This is a genomic window from Nitrospira sp., assembly GCA_024760545.1.
In the GTDB taxonomy this organism is placed as follows: Bacteria; Nitrospirota; Nitrospiria; order Nitrospirales; family Nitrospiraceae; genus Nitrospira_D.
This window is the reverse complement of the sequence record CP060501.1, coordinates 2,338,093-2,360,236: the sequence shown is the minus strand read 5'-3', so window position 1 is coordinate 2,360,236 and position 22,144 is coordinate 2,338,093. Positions and strand designations below refer to the sequence as shown.

Sequence of the window (22,144 nt, the reverse complement as noted above, 5' to 3'; positions counted from 1 at the left end):
AGAACGCAAGAGTGGTAGTGCTGAGCTTGAGGAGGCATGGGTTAAAACAAGCCAAAAGCTTGTTCAATAAACTCTACAAGAAAGAAGGAGATGAGCGAACAGAGCTTCAAAAAGCATTGAATGCATGGCTATGCTCTTCACAACCGCGGCGCCTGAAGGGATGCAAGAAGTGCCGGAGGTTTTTCTTTGACCGGTCGCGCCGCAATTCGAATCAGCAATGTGATGGCTGTCGAGTGGAATCAGTTACTGAAGAGCAATCGGCCGATCGATTTACTGCCCCCAATATCCTCACACGAAAGCTACCTCCAGTTGAGGAATTGGAAGGGATGTTATCACTTCGACACGATTCGGAGCCCACACATAGTGTCAGCAAGTTTCTTCCAAATGGCGATAAGGAATATGCTGTCAATGATTACCTTGTAAATAGCTGCAAGGAGTGTGGACATCTCCCAAGAACATTTCTCATGAGCTTCTGGTGGGTCCAAAGTCGCAATAACTTATGGAAGGACCTGGTAGGCGATCTTCCCGTACCGCTTCAAGAATCGTTCAACGCGAGATGGCGAGAAAGTTCTAGAAACCTGACCGGAAGGAGACGTGCCGCTCTTGCTTTGGCCTGGTGCATACGTGAAGCTGATCATTGGCAGGCGCTCTCGCGAGAATCGTTTGTTCGGCAGACGCAAGATTGGAGCAACAATATGGGAATTACTGCATGGGAATTCCTGGATCTCACGTATCTCCCACCATATGATCTCTCCTTTCTCATGAAAGTGTCTAAAACGGCTCACGGTTCATCGCGAAAGAGGAAACATGCTTCTGCATATTGGGGCAGAGGTGGGATTACACGCTACGACGGATCACCGACCAGCCAGGGATTCTGGACAGCATGTGCGGGACCATTGGCCGTTCGGATTCGGCCACACATGAAAGGAAAATCTTGGGATAGCAAAACAGCAATACCGCGAGTTCTATGGCAGCAGATCATAGCCCTGTGGCAGCTACGATACCCTGATCGAGACTTACCTTCGCCCGAAGCACTACGACGTCGTGTTAGTTCCAGTTTCATTCTCTAGTCTCACTCACTTCAATATATTTCTTCTTCGGTTTCTTTTCTAGCTGGCAGAGTTTGTCCGTTTAATGCGTCTCCCATTCTGCATGCAGTACCCTGGCTCCAGCAATGCGAGGAGGATGCAATGAACGAATATCTTACGACCTTGGACACCGCCAAATTACTCGGCCGATCCGTCGAGCGTGTTCGCGATTATGAACGAGAAGGACGCTTGCCAGCACAGAAAACTCGAAGCGGGCAACGCTTCTTTAAGTTGAGTGATGTCGAGCAGCTTGCCAAGGAGCTGAGGGCTAAGAAGTGGGAAAAAAGGTAACGGGTTTTATCCACATTTCCTTAGCCTTGAGTGATGTCGTCAAGGAAGTCAGTCGACGGGCTGAATTGCGTCCTCGGTTGGAATCTGAGATGGGACGTCACCTAACCGATGAAGAGTTCTTGGCGATCGCCGAACAAAGTGGGGTGAGGATCTAAATGGGACGTCCACCCGCATTTCAGTTATACGTCAAGGACTGGTTGACCAGTAAGAAGCGCGCCGCCATGGCCCTTGACCAGCAAGCCGCCTACATGAATCTGCTGTGTCATTGTTGGGATACTGACGACTGTTCTCTTCCCGATGATCCGGCCATCCTAGCGGCACTTTCCGAACTTCGGGAGCACTGGAGCACCCGTTCAACACCTGTTCAACAGGCGTTCGAGTCCCATCCAAAGAAGCCTGGATTCCTGACAAACATCCGCTTGTATGCTGAACATCAAAAATATCTCCGGATTCAGAAAGAGCGGAGACGTGCCGGTCGAGAAAGTGGCGCAAGTCGGCTAAAGCAGAGAACAAATGATACTGAACATGTGTTCAACAAACGTTCAGCACCTGTTGAACAAAAGCCGAACTCTTCAATCCCAATCCCATCTTCAAGAAGGAAGGAAAGAGAGATACACACGGGCTCCTCTTCGCTCAAGCAGAGTCCTGAAGAAGTCCAACAACGCTGGAATGCCATTCCTGGTGTCAAACTCTGCAAAGCGCTGGGAACGACGATCCGAGCACGCATACAGGCTCGGCTGAAGCAATATCCGGACGCGGCCTGGTGGGAAACTTTCTTCCAGCGCATCCAAGGGTCAGACTTCCTCTGCGGGCGGACCAACTGCGGGAAGCCGCCCTTTCACGCCTCCCTCGATTGGGCCCTGGCGCCGACGAACCTGGACAAAATCGAAGCCGGAAATTACGACACTCTGATCGATCTCAAGCCTGCTTCGACGCAAGGGTGCCAAGAGCGGGTGCAGTGTGGAATATCTCTGAAGCTATGCGGGCAGCCCGTAATCACAGAGGTCTGCGGGCGTCCGTTGTGTGCTGAGCACAAGGAGTACCATGAGCGACGCGCAACTGTTCCCAACACTGCCACCGCATAGTGAAGAAATCGAAATGGCTGTCCTCGGAGCCCTGCTTCTCGGAGGATCGTTCGATGACGTCGCGGAGGTGGTCAGCGAGGAGGATTGGTACTTCCGTCGGAACCAACAGATTTTTGCCGCGATGAAACGCGTCGCTGGAAGGAATGACACGATTGAGCCGCTCGCAGTCTCGAATGAATTGGAGTCAGCCGGTGTGATTCGAGAGATCGGAGGCCTCGCGTATCTCAACGAGCTCAGTTTAGCCGTGCCATCGGCTTCGAACATTCAGACCCATATAAGGATGGTCAAGGAACTCTCAGTGTTGCGGGCCTTACGCGACATCGGACGCGAAATCCTCACGAGGTCCGAGGAGAAGAAGTCTTCCGAACTAATTGCGATCGAAGCAGAACGCCGGCTGTACAACGCCTGTTGGGCGCGGCAGGTCCGGGTCTGGCAATCGCACATGGACGTGATTCACGAGACCTTGAATCATATCGAGATGATGCAGTGCCGTGGAGAAAGGATCAGCGGCATCACTACAGGATTGATAGCCCTCGACCGGATGTTGGGTGGATGGCAACAGAGTGACTTGGTGGTTATGGCCGCTCGACCTTCGATGGGTAAAACCTCGCTCATGTGTCAGGCTGCCATGGCCGCGGCACGTGCAGGGTCTAACGTGGCAATTGTTTCCCTCGAAATGAGTCGGCGCCAGTTGGTCATGAGGATGGTCGCCATTGACGCGGGCGTGGATCTATTTGCGCTGAACAATGGGCAGCTGAGTGACGACGAGAAACGCCGGGTGGCCACTTCGGCGATGTCACTCAGTAACCTTCCAATCCACTACGACGACTCCGGCATGCTCAACATCGATCGATTACGAGCGAAGGTTCGCCAGCTCAGGGTCAAGAAGCAAGTGGATATTCTCTTCCTCGATTATCTCCAACTCATGGAAGGAGTGAGGAAGCGAGACGGCCGCCAGGTCGAGGTGTCGGAAATCTCCCGAGGTCTGAAGTCCCTGGCTAAAGAGCTAGAAGTGACCGTCGTCACGCTGTCTCAACTCTCGCGGGAATGTGAAAAGCGTGAGAGTAAGCGCCCGATTCTCTCTGATCTTCGTGAGAGTGGATCCATCGAGCAAGATGCTGACATCGTGCTCATGCTGTATCGGGACGAAGTCTACCACGAAGAATCACTCGATAAGGGTCTTGCCGAGATCTTGGTCCGTAAGCATCGAAATGGCCCAACGGGTGAGCTGCGGCTTGGATTTGTGAAACAGTATGTGCGGTTTGAGGATCTGGAATCTTAGTGCGATGAACGCCCCTGTTGTCCAACACATCGATCAAGGACGAGGAAGTCGTTATCCGCACGATGTCTTCGAGCAGATCACGGACTTACTCGCCGACCTCGTGCTACAAGATCTCAGGCGATATCCTCAGCTATCTTCAGGAGTTAGCATTGACAGATCCAGCGCACAGGAGAATACTGCCGTCCTCTCAGGAGAGTCCGTCGAATGATTGCTTCAATCTATGCCCGCAAATCGACTGAACAAAACGGCGTGAGCGATGAAGAGAAGTCTGTAACCCGACAGATTGAGCATGCAAAGGCTTATGCTGCAAAGAAGGGCTGGGGCCTTTCTGATGAGCATATCTTTGTCGACGACGGGATATCCGGAGCGGAATTCGTGAAGCGGCCGGGCTTCACTCGGTTGATGAATGCGCTCAGTCCTCGCCCGGCCTTTCAGATTCTGATCATGTCCGAAGAATCCCGACTTGGGCGCGAGCAGATTGAAACGGCATATGCGCTGAAACGGATCACTGATGCTGGTGTCCGCGTGTTCTTCTATCTGGAGGACCGGGAACGCACACTCGACAATGCCATGGATAAGGTTATGCTGTCGCTCGTGAACTTCTCTTCAGAAATGGAGCGAGAGCGGGCGAAGCAGCGCACCTATGACGCAATGCTCAGGAAGGCGAAGGCCGGCCATGTCACTGGAGGCAAGGTATACGGATATGACAACAAAGAGGTCCTCTCATCCGCGGGCCGGCGGCTCCATGTATTGCGAGTCGTGAACGAAACAGAGGCGACGATTGTCCGACAGATTTTCGACATGTATGCCGGCGGGCTAGGCATTGGGCGAATCGCCAAACGGTTGAATGCGGAAGGGGTGCTGGCGCCGCGTCGAAGCCCGCGTGGCTGGGCACCCAGTGCCGTTCGAGAAATTCTCTATCGGCCACTCTATCGGGGTGAAATTGTCTATGGGCGCCTTCAGAAGTTCGTGCGCGGTGGAACGAAGCGGCGCCGGCAGCGTGCAGAAAAGGAAGTCATCCGGATGGATGCACCAGATCTGAGGATTATCACCTCGCAGGTGTGGACACATGTCGAGGCAAGATTAGCCAGCAATCAGGAGAAAGCTAAGCCCGTTTTCAGAGACACCGAATCCAAATATCTGCTTACCGGGATGGCCCGCTGTGGGCATTGCGGAGGACCGATGCAGATTGTAGGGCAGGACTATCAACGAAAGAAGGGACGTTACTACGGCTGCGCGTATTACAAGCAGCGAGGGTCATCCATCTGTAAGAACTCTTCCCTGGTTGAGCAAGAATTCCTGGATCAGATTGTGCTGAAGTCGCTGGAAGAAGCGTTGAGCGAAGACATGATCAAGGTGGCGATCAGAAAGGCCCTTGAGAAACATAGGGCTGGGCAGGGTCCGCAGCTGGATCGAAAGACTGCCATTGAGCGGGAGTTATCTCTGATTGAAGCTTATGAAAAGAATCTCGTCGACGCCATCGGCAAGGGTCAGGCGATGGATCCTCTCCTCAAGCAACTGCAGGTCGAGGAAGCCAGACGAGTGGAACTAACCAAGGAACTGGAGCAGCTCACCGAGAGGGAGACGACGATCGATTCGTTAGATGAGGGTCGATTAAAACGGGAACTCAAATCCCGGCTTGCTGACCTGCAGGGACTGCTCAGCCGCCATGTGCCCGGGGCTCGCCAGCTACTGAGGACTCTTCTGGATCAGCCGCTACGATTTGAAATTGTTCGGAACGGGGAACGGCGGGGGTATCGAATTCTCGGAACCGGAAGCTATCTGCCACTCTTTGAAAAAGCTACAGAATTTCTGCTCCCTGGTCAGTGGTGTCCCCAACGGGATTTGAACCCGTGTTACTGCCTTGAAAGGGCAATGTCCTAGGCCAGGCTAGACGATGGGGACGTGCCAATATGGGTAGAAGTTACGAGGACTCATACCACACTCGTGGTTGTGCTGTCACTAGGACAGCCGGACCCATGTCCTTGTCGGCAAAGTCAGTGGTACAGCTGGTATAACACGATCCGAGAGTGAGGATTCAGCTAGGTCGTCGGTCTATAGACGGGCAATTCTGCTTCCATTCCTGCCAGTGTACGGTGGCCTTGGTCTTTTGCTGAGAGAATAGGCTCGCTGACCGGCCAGAGAATCCCCAAAGCAGGGTCGTTCCAGAGGATGCCTCGGTCATCTTGCGGCGAATAGTAGGCCGTGCACTTATACAAGAAGGAGGCGGTGTCGCTCGTCACGCAAAAACCATGAGCGCAGCCCGGAGGAATGTAAATTTGCAGCGGATTCTCAGCTGAGAGCTCGACGCCGTACCACTTGCTGAATGTCGGCGACCCCTTGCGGATATCGACGATGACGTCGTACACAGTCCCCTCAAGGACCATGACGAGCTTCCCCTGTGCCCGAGGTTCTTGAAAATGAAGGCCGCGCACGGTATTCCGGACGGATTTGGAGTAGTTGTCCTGGACGAATCCCTCTTCGAGGCCGGCTTCTCGGTAACGACGCTCGTGATACGTTTCCATAAAACGCCCTCGACGATCGGAAAGGACAGAGGGTTCGAGCAAGAGCACACCAGGAATGTCAATGGAAGTCACACGCACGGTATCCTCTGGTCATTGCGTTGGATTCGACCCGCCAGGGGGCTGATGAGAAGGATCGACGACGTTCGGGTCACCGGGATACAATCGCCCCAAGCGATCAATAAGCGGAAGGGCCTCAGGGGAGCTGTTCATGCTCGGTTCACTCACCGGATGGTCCCACACGAGGGTGGTAATGTTGGCTTCGGTGAAGAGAGATCGGATCGTAGAAGCGCAGGCGTCGAGTGTCAGCTCCGTTCCTCCTCGAAGGTCAAGCACTCGTTCTTTGGGATTCGTCGGAGGCGGCTCGGTGTGGATGAGCGCCCAGCAGCGGTCAAAAATGGTGGTCCGGAGCTCCGGCGAGATGTTCAGCGTCGGCAGATCAGACGTGCAAAGAGCTGCAACGAAGAGGACAAACTGGAGGTCGGGCATTTCGGGGTTTTGAACATCAAGCGATGGCATACTCGCCCATTATCAGGAGAGATGCCGGGCGAGTCAACTATCCCACCATGGGGAACCTTCACACAGATGAGGAACAACAGGCATGGTGACCATCATGTTGACCGGGCAACTGCAAACCGTGGATGGAGAGCGGGATCTGGCATGTGAACTCGACCAGCCCATGTCTGTCCGCCGACTGATCCAACGGCAAGGAGTGCAGCTTCGCCACCTCCTGCAGTTGCTGCGGGAAAAGAAGGTGTTTGTAACCATCAATAAGCGGATAGCCAGTGAGGATTCGCTTGTTCAGGATGGAGATGCCATTCGTCTGATCGGGCACGATGGAATGGGAGGCAGCGGACTTGGGCCATCGGATCCCTGAGGGGTAGACGAAGAAAAGGAAAGGGGTCGAGACCTCGGCGGTCTCGACCCCCTTCGTATGTTGTCGGTCAGCGGATGAATCTCATCCAAACGGATCAGGCGCCGGCACGGCGCTCAAATGCCGGAACCCTCTTTACTTCTTGCCGAGAATCGAGTCCTTAGCAGCCTTCGCTACGCGAAACTTGACGACCCGCTTTGCCGGAATCTTGATCTCTGCGCCGGTCTGAGGGTTGCGGCCGATACGAGCCTTTCGGTTGGCCAACTTGAGCTTGCCGATGCCGGGCACGGTAAAGACGTTCTTGGCCTCACGATAAGCCAAAGCCGCCAGATCATCGAGGATCTGGACCGCACCTTTCTTCGTGATGCCGGCTTTTCCGGCCAAGTAATCCGCAATCTGTGACTTCGTCATTGATTTTGCCATTCGTGAACCTCCTTGAAGGTGAGAGATGAAGTGAGTCTACATTCTCGCTGACGTGCCTCGTGGGAAAACGTCTAGACCGGCACTTGGCATCGTCGAATGCTGACCAATGTTCATATGGTGAAAGCCCGCGAGAGTGTAGCCAAGAGTCTGAGGGCTGTCAACGAGAAAAACTGCGTCTGGCGCAGGGAAAATGCCTATACCACCCCTTGCGGTAGCAACAAATGGAAGGGTACAGTAGAGCTGGTTGGTCTCAGACGATCGGCATAAACGGCTCTTGACATAGTGGAAGATTATGGGTAAAGAACTGCCATTATTACACCTAGGTAAAGAAGAGAGTGTCCCAGGGGAGACCGAGAGTGTTCTCTATTCTCGTGTATTCTGCCAGAAGGAAAACTCACCTCCACTCCAGCTGTTGATCGATTTTTTAAAGTCCCGCGGGCAAAGTCCGATCCTGCCTCCCAATCTGGATGAAGCGGTGCTCCAGGAATGGGCTTGGGTTCACGTGGCCTTGGGGTACCATCGGGATCGCAAACCGATCCATCTGTTCTGTCTACGAGATCGTGGCAGCTATCGGGATGTGTTCGATCAGGAAAAAGCCCAATTCGTGAACATGCTCACCGCTCACGATGAGGTGGAGGCGCAGCTGGCTCTCGAGTACGTCACGCGGTGCCGGTTCATTCTGACGACGCGGATGGCTGAGAAGGATCTGACAGACGAGGGCTATGATTTCAATGGATGGATCCTCGAATTCTATCAAGAACAATGCAACGGTATCGTACAGATCGACAACCAAGGCTTTTATTCGCCGAAGGGCGATTTGATCGTGGATCTGTCGGGCTCGGATGAGAGCTGATCTGCCGGGAGTGTTTCTCGTGCAACCCTCTCAACTCTTTCAAAACACCTCGCAATGGTTTGATCGCGCCGGCGCCGCCCTTCTTGGAACTCTCCCGTGTCGCCAAGGTTGCTCCCACTGTTGTATGGGCCTGTTTCCTGTAACCCTCCTCGACAAGCGGGAGATTCAGCGCGGTCTTCGGTCGCTGCCTGACGAACACCGGATGAGGATAGAGGAGAAAGCTAGAGAGCAAGTCAGCACGCTCGCCGTTGCGGCACCTGCACTGATCACGAATCACTTCATCGATCGATGGCCGGATGGGGAAATCGATGGCCTCATCGAGCGGTTCGATGCCCTGCCTTGTCCGGCTTTGGAACGCGATGGAAGCTGTGGACTCTATGACTTTCGCCCGCTGGTCTGTCGCTCTATGGGAATTCCCACGGATGACGGAGAACGCGTCCATGGCGCCTGTGTGGTGCAAACCGCCGTTCCGCTTATCCGCCTGTCCAACGCGCTTCGCGAGCAAGAGAGCCGTCTCGTGGAGAGGGAAGCGGAAGAGCTTGGAACCTTGCGTGACCGGCTGGGAGCCGAGGGCGAGGAGCTGCTTTTGCCGTATGCTTTCTTGCCTGAATCCGAGGCGGGAACAGCGACTGACACGACCTAGACAGTGTCTTTGGCGCTATGCTAAGGTGAGCTTCCTTGGTTGCAGGAGCGCCTGTAGCTCAGCTGGATAGAGCATCAGCCTCCGGAGCTGAGGGCCACAGGTTCAAATCCTGTCAGGCGCACCAAACCGCCTCTGGTAGTCGGTATCAACAATTCAATACCCGGTGGGGCCGTTAGCTCAGTTGGTAGAGCAGCTGACTCTTAATCAGCGGGCCGTAGGTTCGACCCCTACACGGCCCACCAAACCTCGCTTGCGCGTGCCGCCGCGTTCGATCAAATCGCGGCGGATATTCAATACCTCCAGGAGATTAATTTCAATACCGCCCTTCGTGTGGGCCGCGCGCTATTTATCGCTGTAAGGTAATTTGCTGCGCGCGGAAAACCCCCTCCAGCGTCCTTCCGTCAAACTGCAATACTAAGCTCCGCTCGACCCGTCTGGTAAAAAGACTCCCGACCCCTTTTCGTCCGAGCTCAACGTGAAGAATATGACGTGCGAACTTTTCCCCGTCACCGTAAAGAAAGCCCTCGAAAAAGTGCCGGGAGTGAGCCATGTTACGGTGGAATTTGACAAGAAAACTGCCACGGTAACCTTCGACTCTGACAAGGCCACGCCGGGAATGTTGACAAAAGCCACGACCGAGGCGGGATACCCCTCGGTAATGGGAAAGGAGTGATATGGCAGACGCACTGCTCCAATCGGTTTTGACGTGCCCGCAATGTCAGAATGCTGTGACAGAAACAATGCCGATAGACGCATGTTTGCAGGTTTACGAATGCCCACAATGCAAAGCGGTGCTGCGGCGAAAAGATGGGGACTGCTGCGTGTTCTGCTCCTATGGGTCGGTAAAATGCCCACCCGTGCAGATGCAGCGGCAAAGCGCGTGAGTGGTAAATGGTAGCAGGCAACGGTACGGTGCTAGGATTGGGCTTTCGCTAAATCTGTCGCTGACCTGTTTTGATAGTTGGTGAATAATTTCTCGCGCAGCCAAAACGCGACACTCACCAGAGAAATGAGAACTGGAACTTCAACCAAGGGGCCGATAACGGTAGCGAACGCGACGGAAGAACTGAGTCCGAACGCGGCAATGGCCACAGCGATGGACAGCTCGAAATTATTGCTGGCCGCTGTAAAGCTGGTCGCGGTTGTCCTTCCGTAATCAGCCCCTAGGGCTTTGCCCATCAGGAAGCTGATAAAGAACATCACCACGAAATAAATCGCCAGCGGGATGGCAATCCTCAGCACATCAAGCGGCAATTCCATCACCATGCCGCCTTTAAGTGAAAACATCGCAAAGATAGTAAACAACAACGCTATCAGGGTCAGCGGCGCAATCTTCGGCATGAAGTTCTGCTCATACCAGGCGCGGCCTTTCTGTCGGATTAGCACCATACGGGACAAGAATCCGGCGAGAAAAGGAATGCCAAGGTAAATGAACACACTTTCGGCAACGGTGCGGAAGCTGACCTCAATAATCTGGCCACTTAGCCCGAACAGCGGCGGCAGCACGCTGATAAACAGCCATGCATAGACGCTAAAAAACAGAAGCTGGAACACGCTGTTAAAGGCCACCAGCGCGGCGGCATATTGGTTATCGCCCTCGGCCAAGTCGTTCCAGACAATGACCATCGCAATGCAGCGGGCAAGGCCAATGAGAATGACTCCGGTCATGTATTCGGGATAGTCATGCAGAAAGAAGACAGCTAAGCCAAACATCAGCACCGGGCTGATTACCCAATTCTGCACAAGGGAGAGCAGCAGGATTTTCCAATCCGTGAAGATGAGCGGGAGTTCTTCATATTTCACCCGTGCCAGCGGCGGGTACATCATCAGAATCAGGCCGATGGCAATTGGGAGATTCGTCGTGCCGACCGACAGGCTATTCAGCACATCCGGTAGTTTCGTAAACAGGGAACCAAGGGCGATCCCTGCGCCCATCGCCAAAAAAATCCAGACGGTGAGGTAGCGGTCAAGAAACGACAGGCGTCGGGGTGAGCAGCAGGCGGCCATCGGTTAACTCCACTACATTCTTTTTAAGCATCAAAAACGCGGTATCAAAGGCGGCATCGGACTCACTGTCGGAAGCCTTGGCTGGGTCGGGCGTGCTCCAGTGTAGTTTCTTTGGCTGACCGGGAAATATCGGGCAGGTTTCTCCGGCGGCTTGGTCGCAGACCGTGATGATGAGGTCGTATGCTTGCCAAGCCACTTCATCCACTGACTTGCTGCTTGGATTTCCGGGACTGATACCATGTCGTTGTAGAGTCTCAATCGACTTCGGGTGAACATAACGCGCTGGCATGGTTCCGGCGCTCCATGCCTGATAGCAGCCTTGGCCGAAATGGTTAATCAGGGCTTCGGCCATAATGGAGCGGCAGGAATTTCCCGTACACAGCACCAGCACTTTGAGCGGATGCTTTTCCATCAGCCGCAACATCCCGCTGTGTTCTCGGAAGGCTCGCAGCAATTCGGCGTGCCCATCGTTTCCGGTGTGCAGCAGGCACTTTCTGGGCTAACGGGTTTCTCAGCAAAAATCTGGGCGTCTTCCATCGTCCGGTAGGTTTCCCATGCCACGCCCGCAGGGTCTTGCACCCAAGTTTTATCGGACTTGGCATAGCAACAGACCGTTTCACCTTCATCAAACACGGGCAACGCTGCGCTTTTCATCCGTCCGCGTAATTCATCCAGCTCGCCAGTGTCATCAACTTGAATCCCGAGATGGTCGACACCCTTCTTGCTGGCGCGGGTCGAAACCGCAAAATTCACGCGCGGGTCATCGAGCAGCCACTTCGCATAGTCGGCTTTGGTCTTCACCGGAGCGGCACCAAAGAGGGCACTGTAAAAGGGGATGGCTTGCTCAATATTTTCTACACCGATATGGATGTGCAGGCGTTTCATCGGGTTTTCTCCTTTCCTTTAGGCGGACAATAGCTTGGCATTTCGATCACAGAACAGCCGCGTTTTTTATCCTCGCGGATGCTGGCAAATTCCATGCGGCAACAATCCTTCACCATGTAGCGTATGAGGTCAGTGAAGAACTCAAAATTCGCCCTGTAAATAATGGAGCGGCCTTCCCGCTGCGAGAGGACAAGCCCGGCATGGCTCATGTGCGCTAAATGAAAGGAGAGGGTGTTATGGGGAATACCGAGCGTCTCGCTCAGCGTTCCGGCTGGTGTCCCAGCCTGTCCGTATTCCACCAGCAAGCGGAACACCCGCAAGCGGGTTTCCTGCGAAAGAGCGTCAAACGCGGCTACGGCTTCATTGCTTTCCATATGTCCAGAATAATGGACTAATAGGAGTTTGTCAAGACCGGAAGTTTTAACCACCTATGAAGCAGGCTGCGCCTTGCCTACTCGCCGCGTACCGGATCGAGGAAAAGGAATTGAAAATCTCAAGCAACCCCGAAAGCCCGTTCTTGTCCCGAATCTTCCACGTTACCCGGAACACCATCTCATCGCCCACTGGTTGATTGGCAAGTTCAACATTTACCGTAACGCTTTCAATTTCTGACGCGGTGTTGTTGCTGGAAATGACTAAAGGGCAATCGGAAATTACATTGACATAGAAGTATAAGAAATGTGTCCAGCCATCGGAACGAGTCGCATTTATAGAAGGAAGCTCATTCGCCTTTAAGAACGCCTTAAGCTCGCTTTCGAAGAGCTTCATTTGCGATATGTTGTCGATCTCGGTGCGTTGATCGCGGGGTAATTCATGAAGATGCTTGCCGGTTTTAAGATGGGTATTCGCATGATTGAAATGGTTCAAAACATTCTTTGCGGCGTTACGAGAAAGCTTGCTATGCAACGCCCAATCGCAATGAAATGTCAGGTAGGAATACTGCTGTCTCGCGTCCTGCTGCTCCAAAAGCTTTCTTATCTCTACCAGGAGATATACAGCCTGAGGCTCGTTAGTGATGCCGCCACGCAAGAGCGTACCCAGCTTCCGTAAAAGCTCCGGTTTCATGAAACCTCCTGCGCTCATATTAGCACCCGTGAAACAGGGCAAGAGATGAAATCGTCCACAGGAAAACGATCCAACGATACCTGCGCAGACTTAATAAGCAGCCGAGGTTGAGAAACTTCTGAATAATATCAGCAAGGGGTCGCGATAGATGTCGAGTGGCACCTAAAGGACCTTGATTCAGCTGTATGAGGGATGGGCCTTCGGTGTGTGATAACTTGTGATAGAGCGGGTCAAATTCACAGAATCTATGGACTCTGTAGAATATATCGAGGACTCGCAATCGCCCGATTTCATATAAGAACGGGGAAACCGTTGACCGATCAAACCCTTGTAAAAATGGCCATTGACGGTCTCTTAATCAGCGGGCCGTAGGTTCGACCCCTACACGGCCCACCAAATTCAATAACTTACAAGACACGCCTGATAGACTAGCCCGCGATTGTGCTAAATCTCGCGGGCGATCCAAAATCGCCACCCCGTCACGCAGACTTTCCGGATAATGGTGCGTGTAGCGTTGGGTCATGATGGGCGATTTGTGTCCCAGCAACTGTTGCACCTTATAGAGATCGATGCCCGCCTGCACTAACCGCGTGGCGAAGGTATGCCGGAGATCGTGGAAATGAAACTCCTCGATCTTTCCCTTGCTCAGCGTTCACTTCGTTGTTTCAGTTGCGTCGACGAAGAATTCCGTCGTCACCAATTGCCTAGGGCACTACCAATCTGGCAGCCCTGTTCGTGAAGTGCATGCCGCACGAACTTATTGGAGTATATGTCCCTGAGGCATTACCGGGTTTGGCTCGTAGGGATATCTTGCACGCCGCTCGAAGGAGCGGTATCCGATTAACGAGAAGAGTTAGGTACCTGACCCCGTGAATATCCACGAGCCTCACAAGAATACTTGAGTTGCTCCGGAGGGGCATGAGCTCAACTCGCATGTCATCGCCTTCAGAGCTTTCATGGACGGGGTATCCCGATTCTCGGAAGACTTGAATCCACCTCAATGCAGTCCAGGTGCCAGAAGCAGGCTACGACTGTGACTTAAGAGCGGCATGATGAGTCACGCTCCCCCTCATCACTTGTGCTGCAGGCCCATTCCACATCCAGGCCAGCCCGCGTCAGTCGAGCGCGCAACTGTTCGATCTGAGTGAGCAGATCGAGCATCACTGCGGCCGCGTCGAGACTGGCATTAAAATCCCGTTGGAGACGGGCAACCCGGCAGGCACAGCTGAGATCCGTCCCACGGAATCGCCAGCGCGAGGTCTCAGTACCTTGCGGCTTCAGCACCCCCATGGCCACCAATTCTATGATCCACTGCGGCTCCGCGCTACAGACTCTCGCCAACTCCTCGATCGACAGCACCCCCTCATCCCCGATCACGCTTCCTGTCAGAAGCTCCTCCTCCCTATCCATATTAGACTCCCAGTGCTTGGCGCGGATTGAAGGCCAGTTCCCGTGCCATGGTGTGATAGATCTGTCGTGCCGACTCCGTATCCGCTGTCGGAAGAACCACTTCTAGGACAAGATAAAGATCGCCCGCCGGTTCGCCGGGGATGCCCCGTCCCTTAAGTCTTAGCTTTCGTCCGCTTTGCGAGCCGGGGGGAATTTTGACTTCAAGCACACCGGTCGGGGTTGGCGCCTTGACCGTGGCTCCGAGCGCCGCTTCCCACGGTGCAAGCGGCAATGAGAGCATCAGGTCGGGGCCTTGTAAGTGGTACAGAGGGTGGGGATGGAAAAAGATCTCGAGATAGAGGTCTCCGGCGGGCATTCCGTTGGCACCTGGCGCGCCTTGCCGCGCCAGTCGGATGTGCTGGCCTGCACGGATGCCTTTAGGAATCTGTATGTTGAGCGACCGCTCCCGAAGTACCAGCTGACCTTGCGCATTCATCTGGGGTGAGCGCAGGGTGATCGTGTGTGTTCCCCCGTGAAACGCGTCTTCAAGAGCAATGAAGATCTTGGCATGATGGTCATCGCCATGAGCGCGGGTGGAGGCGCTGTGACGCGAGAAGTTGCCGAAAAGGGCGGAGAAGAAGTCGCTATAGTCTGTGCCATCCGCCATGGAAGCGCCGCCGGGGGTGAACTCAAAGCCCGCAGCCCAGTCTGGCGGAGGGGTAAATTCTTGCCCTGCCCGCCAGTGATTGCCAAGTTGATCGTAGGCGGCGCGCTTCTCCGGGTCTTGAAGCACTTCGTAAGCCTCGCCGATTTCCTTAAAGCGCGCTTCCGCTTGCGGCTCTTTACTTACGTCCGGATGATATTTTCGTGCCAGTTTGCGATATGCGCTTTTGATGTCGTCGGCCGTCGCCGTGCGCTCAATCTCGAGTAGCTTGTAGTAGTCCTTGAATTCCATGTCGCTTCGTTCTAGCTGTTCAATCGACCACGTCGGGGGATGTTGATGCCATTACGATATCGGGCGTAGAGATGAACCTACCTCTGTCATCTTCACACAGACTGTTCTAGTTCCAGAATCATGGCGGTGGTTTTCATCACCGCGTCGGGATTAAGCGAGATGCTATCAATGCCTTGCTCAACCAAAAACTTTGCGAAGTCCGGATAATCACTAGGGGCCTGACCACAGATCCCTATCTTTCTCCCCTTCGCCTTCGCAACTTTGATGACGCTGGCAACCATAGACTTCACCGCCTGATTTCGCTCATCAAAGAGGTACGCTATGATTTCCGAATCTCGATCCACACCGAGCAGGAGCTGGGTCAGGTCATTGGAGCCGATCGAAAAACCGTCAAACACCTCGGCGAACTGTTCAGCAAGAATGACATTACTAGGGATTTCGCACATGACATAGACCTCAAGACCTTTCTCGCCGCGCTTGAGGCCGTGCTTCTCCATTTCTGCAAGGACCAGACGTCCTTCCTCCACCGTACGGCAGAACGGAATCATGAGTTTAACATTGATCAGTCCCATCTCTTCCCGCACCTTCTTCATCGCTGTGCACTCCAGGGCAAAGCCCGCCTGATACCGTGGGTTGTAGTAACGAGACGCACCGCGGAAACCAAGCATGGGATTTTCCTCGGTGGGTTCATATCGCCTCCCCCCGATGAGGTTGGCGTACTCATTAGACTTGAAGTCACTGAGCCGCACAATAACGTCTTTGGGATAGAAGGCCGCCGCGATCATCGCCACGCCCTCGGCGAGCTTGTCGACAAAGAACTGCGGCTTGTCCGGATGGCCCACGGACACCCGATCGATCTCGGCCTTCACCGCAATGTCGTCAAGTCGGTCATAGTCCAGCAATGCCAGAGGATGAGCTTTGATGTATGTACTGATGATGAACTCTTCCCGTGCGAGGCCGACGCCGTCATTGGGGATAACCGACAAGCTGAACACTTCCTCTGGGTTCCCGACATTCATCATGACCTTCGTGTTGGGACGTTGCAGGCCCTTGAGGATGACACGGTCCACGTCGAAGGCCAGTTTGCCTTCATAGACGATCCCGATATCTCCCTCGGCACCTGACACAGTGACCATCTGTCCGTCCTTCAGCACTTCAGTTCCCTTTTCAGTCCCCACCACGGCTGCCAATCCCAACTCACGGCTGACAATCGCGGCGTGGCAGGTGCGCCCACCTCGGTTGGTTACAATGGCAGCGGCTTTCTTCATGATCGGCTCCCAGTCTGGATCGGTCTTATCGGTAACCAACACTTCGCCTTCCTTGAACTGCTGAAGATACTGGGCACTCTTGATCACGCGTACCGGACCTGACGCAATCTTCTCCCCGACACTTCGCCCTTTCACCAGTGCTTGACCTCGTTGCCTCAAGCGGTAGGTCTCTATGGTGTCACAGTCTTTCTGCGACTGCACGGTTTCCGGTCGCGCTTGGAGTATGAACAATTCGCCGGTATGCCCGTCCTTCGCCCACTCCATGTCCATCGGACTCGGCCGGCCCTTCTTTGCACTGTAGTGGTCCTCAATCACGCAGGCCCACCGCGCGAGTGTGAGAATGTCATCATCACCCATGGCAAACCGGACGCGGTCGTCCGGAGGCACCGGGACGTTTTTGACCATTTTCCCACCACCCACATCATAGATGAGCTTAAACTCCTTGGTTCCCATCATTTTCTGCAGAATCGGACGGAAGCCTTGCTTCAGGGTCGGCTTAAATACGTAGTACTCGTCCGGATTCACCGCACCCTGGACCACATTTTCTCCCAAGCCATAGGCCGCGTTGATCAAGACGGCATCCTTGAATCCCGTTTCGGTATCGATGGAAAACATAACGCCTGACGTCGCCAGATCGGAGCGGACCATTCGTTGTACGCCGATGGACAACGCGATCTTCAGATGGCCGAACTCCTTGTCCACTCGGTACGAAATGGCACGATCGGTAAACAGCGAGGCAAAACACCGTTTGCACGCGTCCAGCAACGCCTGAGGTCCTTGGACATTGAGGTAAGTTTCCTGCTGGCCAGCGAAGCTCGCATCCGGGAGATCTTCGGCTGTCGCACTGCTCCGGACCGCCACGTCCACAAGATCGTGACTCCCGCCGCTGAGCCGAACGTACGCTTCGGAGATTGCCTGCTGGAGGTGTGCCGGTAGCTTCGCTGCGAGAATCGCTTCCCGCACGTGCCGACCTCGCTGCCGCAAATTGGCGAGGTCCTGCGTATTTAGGCTTTGAAGAATCTCTTCGATTGTCCTATCCAGCTTCGTCCCTCGGAGAAACTCTCGATAGGCGTCTGCGGTAATGGCAAACCCGTTCGACACCTTAACTCCCTGGGGTGCAAGTTCGCGGTACATCTCACCCAGCGAGGCGTTTTTTCCTCCGACGAGCGGAATATCCTCAATGCCGATTTCTTCGAACCAGCGGATCGACGACACGGCATGCGTGACCACTGCCATAGAGCACCTCACCATCTGGAATGTTGTTCAAGGAATTCTCATTTTGAGTGTTGAATTTTTCATCCCGCCCCTGAGGATGACATCGCCAAGTCCTTCCGGTGCGTCCTTGCTTCGTTTACGCGACTTGAGGCCGGACCGTTGGAATCAGCACGATCTTCCCGTCTTTGAAGTCCACATGAGCCATATCGCCGTCTCGTAGCTCCCCCTTCACGAGTGCATAACCGATCGGTGTTTCAAGATCCTGCTGGATTAATCGCTTCAGTGGGCGCGCACCGTACACGGGATCATAGCCGCGTTGAGCGAGGTCAGCCTTCGCCTGAGCCGTGAGTTCAAGAGCAATCCTCCGCTCGGCCAAACGCTTTTCCAAGCGAGCCAATTGGATGTCCACAATCGCGACCAACTGCGCCGTGGAGAGTGGATGGAACACCACCGTCTCATCAACGCGGTTCAAAAATTCTGGCCTGAAGAGCCGGCGAAGGTCGGACATGGCCACCTTCTTCATCTCCTCATACGGCACCTGTCGCTGCTGGGCCTCCAGGATGTCCTGACTTCCGATGTTCGAGGTCATGATGAGTACTGTATTCTTGAAATCCACGGTGCGGCCATGCGAGTCGGTGAGTCGGCCGTCATCCATCACCTGGAGCAACATGTTGAACACGTCATGGTGCGCCTTTTCGATTTCGTCGAACAGAACCACGGAAAATGGACGACGCCGGACCGCCTCAGTGAGTTGGCCGCCTTCCTCATACCCTACATAGCCGGGCGGAGCGCCGATGAGCCGAGCGACGGTGTGTTTCTCCATATATTCAGACATATCAATGCGAATGAGATTCGCTTCATCATCGAAGAGTGTGGCAGCCAAGGCGCGGCCGAGCTCTGTTTTTCCAACGCCGGTTGGACCGAGGAACAGAAATGAGCCGATCGGCCGGGAAGGATCCTTGATCCCCGACCGAGCACGTATCACAGCATCTGCAACAGCTCGAACCGCCTCCTCCTGACCGACCACACGCTTGTGCAAGAGGTCCTGCAGATGCAGCAGTTTCTCCATCTCACCTAGCACCAGACGAGCGACGGGAATGCCGGTCCAGCGGCTGACGACCTCCGCAATGTCCTCTTCATCCACTTCCTCCTTCAGCAACCGGTGTCCGTTTTGCTTCTTCGCCAGGTGCTGCTCCTCTGCGGTGAGTTGCCGCTCCAGCTTTGGCAATTCGCCATACCGCAATTCTGCGACTCGATTCAGGTCGTACGCCCGCTCGGCCCGTTCCATCTCCTGTTTCATGCCTTCGATCTGTTGCCGAAGCTTATGCAGGCGACCGACAGAAACTTTCTCTGTTTCCCAGTGGGTCTTCAGCACATCCCGATCGCGCACCTTTTCGGCCAGCTCCTCTTCGAGCGCCTCTAATCGTGCACGGCTGGCGGGGTCGGTTTCCTTGCGGAGGGCCTCCCGCTCAATCTCCAACTGCAGAACCTTCCGCGAGATCTCATCCAACTCTGCCGGCAGACTGTCGATCTCAGTCCGGAGGCGCGCGGCCGCCTCATCCATGAGGTCAATGGCCTTGTCTGGCAAGAAACGGTCTGTAATATATCGGTGCGATAATCGGGTGGCTGCGATCAGTGCGGCATCTTTGATACGCACACCGTGGTGGATTTCGTATCGCTCTTTGAGCCCTCGTAGGATCGAGATCGTGTCCTCAACCGTCGGTTCACCGATCAAGACCGGCTGAAACCGGCGTTCGAGCGCAGCATCCTTTTCAATATGCTTGCGGTACTCATCGAGTGTAGTCGCCCCGATCATATGCAGTTCACCACGGGCCAGCATGGGTTTGAGAATGTTGGCCGCATCCATCGCGCCTTCAGCTGCGCCCGCCCCAACGACGGTGTGCAACTCATCGATGAACATCAAAATCTGCCCATGGCCCGACAGGACCTCCTTAAGGACCGCCTTGAGGCGCTCCTCGAATTCCCCACGATACTTGGCTCCAGCGATCAAGGCTCCCATGTCCAGCACGATGAGGCGTTTGTGCTTCAGGCCTTCGGGCACATCTCCTTTGACAATTCGCTGGGCTAATCCCTCCACAATCGCCGTCTTCCCCACCCCGGGCTCACCAATGAGCACCGGATTATTTTTCGTCCGTCGGGACAGGATCTGAATCACCCGTCTGATTTCTTCATCCCGTCCCACAACCGGGTCCAGCTTGCCTTGTCCGGCTAATCTGGTGAGATCACGACCATACTTTTCAAGCGCTTGATAGGTGCTTTCAGGATCCTGACTGGTCACCCGTTGATTCCCCCGTATTTGTTGAAGCGCGGATAACAGCCGATCGCGGGTTAATCCGAGCTGTCTAAAAATACCCCCTTCTCCCACCATCGCGAGAAGGACATGCTCAACGCTCACGTATTCATCGTGTAGTCCTCGCATCTCCTGTTCGGCCTGGGTCAGCACGTGCGATAAGCGCTGCGTCACATAGATCTGTTCGGGCGCGGAGCCAGATCCCTGCACCTGTGGAAGCTTGTTTAAGGTCGCCTCGGCGGCCTTCAGTACCGCGGCCGGAGAGACCCCCGCCTGTTCTAGCAGCGGACCCGTCAGACCCGTCTCTTGCTCCATCAGCGCGAGCAGCAGGTGCTCGATGTCCATGCCTTGATGGCTTCGGCGCGTCGCGTGGGCTGAGGCTGCCTGCAGTGCCTCCTGAAGCTTCAGTGTCATGCGGTTCATGTCCATACGTCCCTCCCAACGTTGCGCTCTTTCTAGATGCGAGTGTCCGAAAAGATCTCTTCCGCTTCCAGCCAATCATCGAGCGCAAGGGAAAGGCTCCGTCGTCCCAGACCGACAGGGAGTTGAACGTTGCTTTAGAGGACCTCACAGCACATCCTGCGCCTCTCCTATGTCTGTCACTCGATCATGGCTGATGACGGACAATAATCATTCCGTGACCGCCTATCTCGATCACGCACTCACTGGCTGTGAATTCGTTGCAGCTTGATGATGCTTCCAAGCTTCGGCTTCGATGCGGATCCTGACCTGTTCTGGATCGCTCACGCCTCGCAGAGACAGCACTCGGTCGCTGCTTCGAGCTTGAACGAGCACCGTGCCGATCCCAAAGAAATCATCCATCACGTCTTGTCGTACCTCTATGTTTCCCACCTCGGTTAAGAGAATAGATTGAATCTCGTGTCTCGTATAGCCGTTGCGCATCATGATTTGATCCCTCGTGAGTTCGTAGTGTGGCCAGTGCCGCAGGATAGCGGCGCAGGCAAGCAGGCTCCCTGCTCCTACTACCCACATATCCCACCCGCTCACGCCGAATCTATGAAACAGCGTGCCACGTAAAGCGGATAGGGCGCTCAAGAGGTAGAGCCAACTGAACTGTGCCCATGAGGGAAAGGCCGCCCAGACCACTGGAAGTTCTGCCTTCCGCTTTTCTGTGAGCAATGCCGTCATCGCATCGCCATTAGAGCCATTCTCACTCTTCCTTGTCGGTCCGTTCGCTCCACACGGGACTGAGGGGAAGGTCCACAAGAGAATAGGCGCCGGGGTCAACGTCTGCCGGAGCACGGGCCGCCGCGAGCATGACTTCGGGGAGCACCGCTGCTTCATCGAAACGCCTCTCCAACACGAAGTGCTGGCGACCGAACCGTTGTGAAAAAACTCGCCGGTCGAGGACGACACCCCGTCCTTCTTGTTCGACTGAAGGGAGGCTTTCCAGGTCCTGACCCACATGGTTCACCAGCGGAATGCGCCGGAGGTGGTCGCGCAGTCCTTCCGCTCCACAGACTGGACGACGAACGAATGCCCCAAGCGTGAGGTCATGGCTCAGAGCGATGAGACCCGCGGAGGGCTGTCCGACCCTCCCGACTCCGATGACTGCAAGACGCAACGGCCTCATGTTAGTGCATAACATCGTCTCGTATGTCTAGGACGAGGACGGAAGCTTTCTCAAACCTATCCGTCCCGCCAACTCGTGTAGTTTCTCGTGAATGGACTTGTTATTAAAGGTATGGATGTCGGCAAGGGCCTCGCAGTAGGCCGTGACCGCTTCCAGACAGGCGTTCTGGTTCTCACATGTGTCGGGGCCTTCATGCGCCAGCGCGATCTGCCGCGCAGCCACCCCCAGCTTTCCGGCTGCTTCTTCCACATACGCGTGAAACCGTCATGGCACCTTCCTCTCTCAGTCGTCACGGCACTTTCTTGATGAACGCGCACGGTTTGCCTGATGAGATGCCTAATGTTTCCGCGCAGAAAAGATGGATCAACGCATCGCTGCGTACCATCCCGTCGTG

Annotated in this window: 22 protein-coding genes, 3 tRNA genes and 3 pseudogenes; 11 read left to right on the top strand and 17 right to left on the bottom strand. The window is 54.7% G+C overall.

What is annotated here, in order from left to right:
• Nucleotides 1-1,190: 1,190 nt before the first annotated feature.
• From H8K03_11150 to H8K03_11130, 5 genes and pseudogenes are all read left to right on the top strand, one after another.
• Entirely contained in the window at nucleotides 1,191-1,379 is a 189-nt protein-coding gene (locus tag H8K03_11150; GenBank protein ID UVT18400.1) for a helix-turn-helix domain-containing protein, read from the top strand.
• Between the two features lie 155 nt (nucleotides 1,380-1,534).
• Nucleotides 1,535-2,464 carry a DUF1376 domain-containing protein gene (locus tag H8K03_11145; GenBank protein UVT18399.1) on the top strand — a complete coding sequence of 310 codons (930 nt, stop codon included), beginning with the start codon at nucleotides 1,535-1,537 and terminating at the stop codon, nucleotides 2,462-2,464.
• Nucleotides 2,424-3,746, top strand: a complete 1,323-nt coding sequence (gene dnaB, locus H8K03_11140; GenBank protein ID UVT18398.1) for a replicative DNA helicase — start codon at nucleotides 2,424-2,426, stop codon at nucleotides 3,744-3,746. Before H8K03_11145 ends, dnaB begins: the two co-directional genes overlap by 41 nt.
• A 204-nt stretch (nucleotides 3,747-3,950) precedes the next feature.
• Nucleotides 3,951-4,424: pseudogene (locus tag H8K03_11135) on the top strand (recombinase family protein).
• 345 nt (nucleotides 4,425-4,769) lie between these two features.
• Nucleotides 4,770-5,072 (top strand): annotated as a pseudogene (locus H8K03_11130) (recombinase zinc beta ribbon domain-containing protein).
• A gap of 501 nt (nucleotides 5,073-5,573) precedes the next feature.
• Here the strand turns inward: H8K03_11130 and H8K03_11125 are convergent.
• From H8K03_11125 to H8K03_11115, 3 genes are all read right to left on the bottom strand, one after another.
• A tRNA-Glu gene (locus H8K03_11125) sits at nucleotides 5,574-5,651 on the bottom strand.
• Between the two features lie 137 nt (nucleotides 5,652-5,788).
• Nucleotides 5,789-6,349 (bottom strand): dTDP-4-dehydrorhamnose 3,5-epimerase, encoded by a 561-nt coding sequence (gene rfbC / locus H8K03_11120; protein UVT18397.1) that lies wholly within the window; start codon nucleotides 6,347-6,349, stop codon nucleotides 5,789-5,791.
• Nucleotides 6,350-6,361: 12 nt separating this feature from the next.
• Nucleotides 6,362-6,787, bottom strand: a complete 426-nt coding sequence (locus H8K03_11115; protein ID UVT18396.1) for a hypothetical protein — start codon at nucleotides 6,785-6,787, stop codon at nucleotides 6,362-6,364.
• Nucleotides 6,788-6,869: 82 nt separating this feature from the next.
• Between H8K03_11115 and H8K03_11110 the strand changes: the two genes are divergently transcribed.
• On the top strand, nucleotides 6,870-7,145 hold the full coding sequence (locus H8K03_11110; protein UVT18395.1) for a MoaD/ThiS family protein: 276 nt from the start codon (nucleotides 6,870-6,872) through the stop codon (nucleotides 7,143-7,145).
• A 132-nt stretch (nucleotides 7,146-7,277) separates the two neighbouring features.
• On the opposite strand, the gene H8K03_11105 is transcribed toward H8K03_11110, so the two are convergent.
• Nucleotides 7,278-7,565 carry an HU family DNA-binding protein gene (locus H8K03_11105; protein UVT18394.1) on the bottom strand — a complete coding sequence of 96 codons (288 nt, stop codon included), beginning with the start codon at nucleotides 7,563-7,565 and terminating at the stop codon, nucleotides 7,278-7,280.
• Nucleotides 7,566-7,857: 292 nt separating this feature from the next.
• On the opposite strand from H8K03_11105, the gene H8K03_11100 reads away from it, so the two are divergent.
• The 5 genes from H8K03_11100 (at nucleotide 7,858) to H8K03_11080 (ending at nucleotide 9,734) form a co-directional block, all read left to right on the top strand.
• On the top strand, nucleotides 7,858-8,418 hold the full coding sequence (locus tag H8K03_11100) for a hypothetical protein (protein ID UVT18393.1): 561 nt from the start codon (nucleotides 7,858-7,860) through the stop codon (nucleotides 8,416-8,418).
• A complete protein-coding gene (locus tag H8K03_11095; GenBank protein ID UVT18392.1) occupies nucleotides 8,408-9,061 on the top strand; it encodes a YkgJ family cysteine cluster protein in 654 nt (217 codons plus the stop codon). The genes H8K03_11100 and H8K03_11095 overlap by 11 nt, the downstream gene beginning before the upstream one ends.
• Before the next feature lie 47 nt (nucleotides 9,062-9,108).
• Nucleotides 9,109-9,185, top strand: a tRNA-Arg gene (locus H8K03_11090).
• Between the two features lie 42 nt (nucleotides 9,186-9,227).
• A tRNA-Lys gene (locus tag H8K03_11085) sits at nucleotides 9,228-9,303 on the top strand.
• 242 nt (nucleotides 9,304-9,545) lie between these two features.
• Complete coding sequence (locus H8K03_11080; GenBank protein UVT18391.1) at nucleotides 9,546-9,734, top strand: cation transporter; 189 nt, start codon at nucleotides 9,546-9,548, stop codon at nucleotides 9,732-9,734.
• Between the two features lie 242 nt (nucleotides 9,735-9,976).
• Here H8K03_11080 and arsB read toward each other — a convergent pair whose 3' ends face one another.
• The 13 genes and pseudogenes from arsB to H8K03_11015 form a co-directional block, all read right to left on the bottom strand.
• Nucleotides 9,977-11,068, bottom strand: coding sequence for an ACR3 family arsenite efflux transporter (gene arsB / locus H8K03_11075; protein UVT18390.1), 1,092 nt, complete (start codon nucleotides 11,066-11,068; stop codon nucleotides 9,977-9,979).
• Nucleotides 11,028-11,480, bottom strand: coding sequence for an arsenate reductase ArsC (locus H8K03_11070; GenBank protein UVT18389.1), 453 nt, complete (start codon nucleotides 11,478-11,480; stop codon nucleotides 11,028-11,030). Before H8K03_11070 ends, arsB begins: the two co-directional genes overlap by 41 nt.
• A complete protein-coding gene (locus H8K03_11065) occupies nucleotides 11,480-11,953 on the bottom strand; it encodes a VOC family protein (GenBank protein UVT18388.1) in 474 nt (157 codons plus the stop codon). Before H8K03_11065 ends, H8K03_11070 begins: the two co-directional genes overlap by 1 nt.
• On the bottom strand, nucleotides 11,950-12,327 hold the full coding sequence (locus H8K03_11060) for a helix-turn-helix transcriptional regulator (protein UVT18387.1): 378 nt from the start codon (nucleotides 12,325-12,327) through the stop codon (nucleotides 11,950-11,952). The genes H8K03_11065 and H8K03_11060 overlap by 4 nt, the downstream gene beginning before the upstream one ends.
• Before the next feature lie 46 nt (nucleotides 12,328-12,373).
• Nucleotides 12,374-13,018: a hypothetical protein gene (locus tag H8K03_11055; protein UVT18386.1), complete on the bottom strand. Its 645-nt coding sequence runs from the start codon at nucleotides 13,016-13,018 to the stop codon at nucleotides 12,374-12,376.
• A 457-nt stretch (nucleotides 13,019-13,475) separates the two neighbouring features.
• Nucleotides 13,476-13,640, bottom strand: a pseudogene (locus H8K03_11050) (tyrosine-type recombinase/integrase).
• Between the two features lie 416 nt (nucleotides 13,641-14,056).
• On the bottom strand, nucleotides 14,057-14,428 hold the full coding sequence (locus tag H8K03_11045; GenBank protein UVT18385.1) for a MerR family transcriptional regulator: 372 nt from the start codon (nucleotides 14,426-14,428) through the stop codon (nucleotides 14,057-14,059).
• A 1-nt stretch (nucleotide 14,429) separates the two neighbouring features.
• A complete protein-coding gene (locus H8K03_11040; GenBank protein UVT18384.1) occupies nucleotides 14,430-15,362 on the bottom strand; it encodes a DnaJ domain-containing protein in 933 nt (310 codons plus the stop codon).
• Between the two features lie 92 nt (nucleotides 15,363-15,454).
• Nucleotides 15,455-17,866 (bottom strand): phosphoenolpyruvate synthase, encoded by a 2,412-nt coding sequence (ppsA, locus tag H8K03_11035; protein UVT18383.1) that lies wholly within the window; start codon nucleotides 17,864-17,866, stop codon nucleotides 15,455-15,457.
• 115 nt (nucleotides 17,867-17,981) lie between these two features.
• Nucleotides 17,982-20,585, bottom strand: a complete 2,604-nt coding sequence (gene clpB, locus H8K03_11030; protein ID UVT18382.1) for an ATP-dependent chaperone ClpB — start codon at nucleotides 20,583-20,585, stop codon at nucleotides 17,982-17,984.
• A 225-nt stretch (nucleotides 20,586-20,810) separates the two neighbouring features.
• Nucleotides 20,811-21,305, bottom strand: coding sequence for a PH domain-containing protein (locus H8K03_11025; GenBank protein UVT18381.1), 495 nt, complete (start codon nucleotides 21,303-21,305; stop codon nucleotides 20,811-20,813).
• Between the two features lie 22 nt (nucleotides 21,306-21,327).
• Nucleotides 21,328-21,750, bottom strand: a complete 423-nt coding sequence (locus tag H8K03_11020; GenBank protein UVT18380.1) for a hypothetical protein — start codon at nucleotides 21,748-21,750, stop codon at nucleotides 21,328-21,330.
• 27 nt (nucleotides 21,751-21,777) lie between these two features.
• A complete protein-coding gene (locus tag H8K03_11015) occupies nucleotides 21,778-21,999 on the bottom strand; it encodes a hypothetical protein (GenBank protein ID UVT18379.1) in 222 nt (73 codons plus the stop codon).
• Between the last annotated feature and the right edge of the window lie 145 nt (nucleotides 22,000-22,144).

Coding starts and splice junctions, on each gene's coding strand:
- H8K03_11115 (UVT18396.1), bottom strand. CDS start 6,787: ATGCCATCGCTTGATGTTCAAAACCCCGAAATGCCCGACCTCCAGTTT.
- H8K03_11025 (UVT18381.1), bottom strand. CDS start 21,305: ATGACGGCATTGCTCACAGAAAAGCGGAAGGCAGAACTTCCAGTGGTC.
- H8K03_11065 (UVT18388.1), bottom strand. CDS start 11,953: ATGAAACGCCTGCACATCCATATCGGTGTAGAAAATATTGAGCAAGCC.
- dnaB (UVT18398.1), top strand. CDS start 2,424: ATGAGCGACGCGCAACTGTTCCCAACACTGCCACCGCATAGTGAAGAA.
- H8K03_11150 (UVT18400.1), top strand. CDS start 1,191: ATGAACGAATATCTTACGACCTTGGACACCGCCAAATTACTCGGCCGA.
- H8K03_11045 (UVT18385.1), bottom strand. CDS start 14,428: ATGGATAGGGAGGAGGAGCTTCTGACAGGAAGCGTGATCGGGGATGAG.
- H8K03_11055 (UVT18386.1), bottom strand. CDS start 13,018: ATGAAACCGGAGCTTTTACGGAAGCTGGGTACGCTCTTGCGTGGCGGC.
- ppsA (UVT18383.1), bottom strand. CDS start 17,866: ATGGCAGTGGTCACGCATGCCGTGTCGTCGATCCGCTGGTTCGAAGAA.
- H8K03_11110 (UVT18395.1), top strand. CDS start 6,870: ATGGTGACCATCATGTTGACCGGGCAACTGCAAACCGTGGATGGAGAG.
- H8K03_11080 (UVT18391.1), top strand. CDS start 9,546: ATGACGTGCGAACTTTTCCCCGTCACCGTAAAGAAAGCCCTCGAAAAA.
- H8K03_11100 (UVT18393.1), top strand. CDS start 7,858: ATGGGTAAAGAACTGCCATTATTACACCTAGGTAAAGAAGAGAGTGTC.
- H8K03_11070 (UVT18389.1), bottom strand. CDS start 11,480: ATGGAAAAGCATCCGCTCAAAGTGCTGGTGCTGTGTACGGGAAATTCC.
- H8K03_11020 (UVT18380.1), bottom strand. CDS start 21,750: ATGAGGCCGTTGCGTCTTGCAGTCATCGGAGTCGGGAGGGTCGGACAG.
- H8K03_11105 (UVT18394.1), bottom strand. CDS start 7,565: ATGGCAAAATCAATGACGAAGTCACAGATTGCGGATTACTTGGCCGGA.
- H8K03_11040 (UVT18384.1), bottom strand. CDS start 15,362: ATGGAATTCAAGGACTACTACAAGCTACTCGAGATTGAGCGCACGGCG.
- H8K03_11095 (UVT18392.1), top strand. CDS start 8,408: ATGAGAGCTGATCTGCCGGGAGTGTTTCTCGTGCAACCCTCTCAACTC.
- H8K03_11060 (UVT18387.1), bottom strand. CDS start 12,327: ATGGAAAGCAATGAAGCCGTAGCCGCGTTTGACGCTCTTTCGCAGGAA.
- H8K03_11145 (UVT18399.1), top strand. CDS start 1,535: ATGGGACGTCCACCCGCATTTCAGTTATACGTCAAGGACTGGTTGACC.
- clpB (UVT18382.1), bottom strand. CDS start 20,585: ATGGACATGAACCGCATGACACTGAAGCTTCAGGAGGCACTGCAGGCA.
- arsB (UVT18390.1), bottom strand. CDS start 11,068: ATGGCCGCCTGCTGCTCACCCCGACGCCTGTCGTTTCTTGACCGCTAC.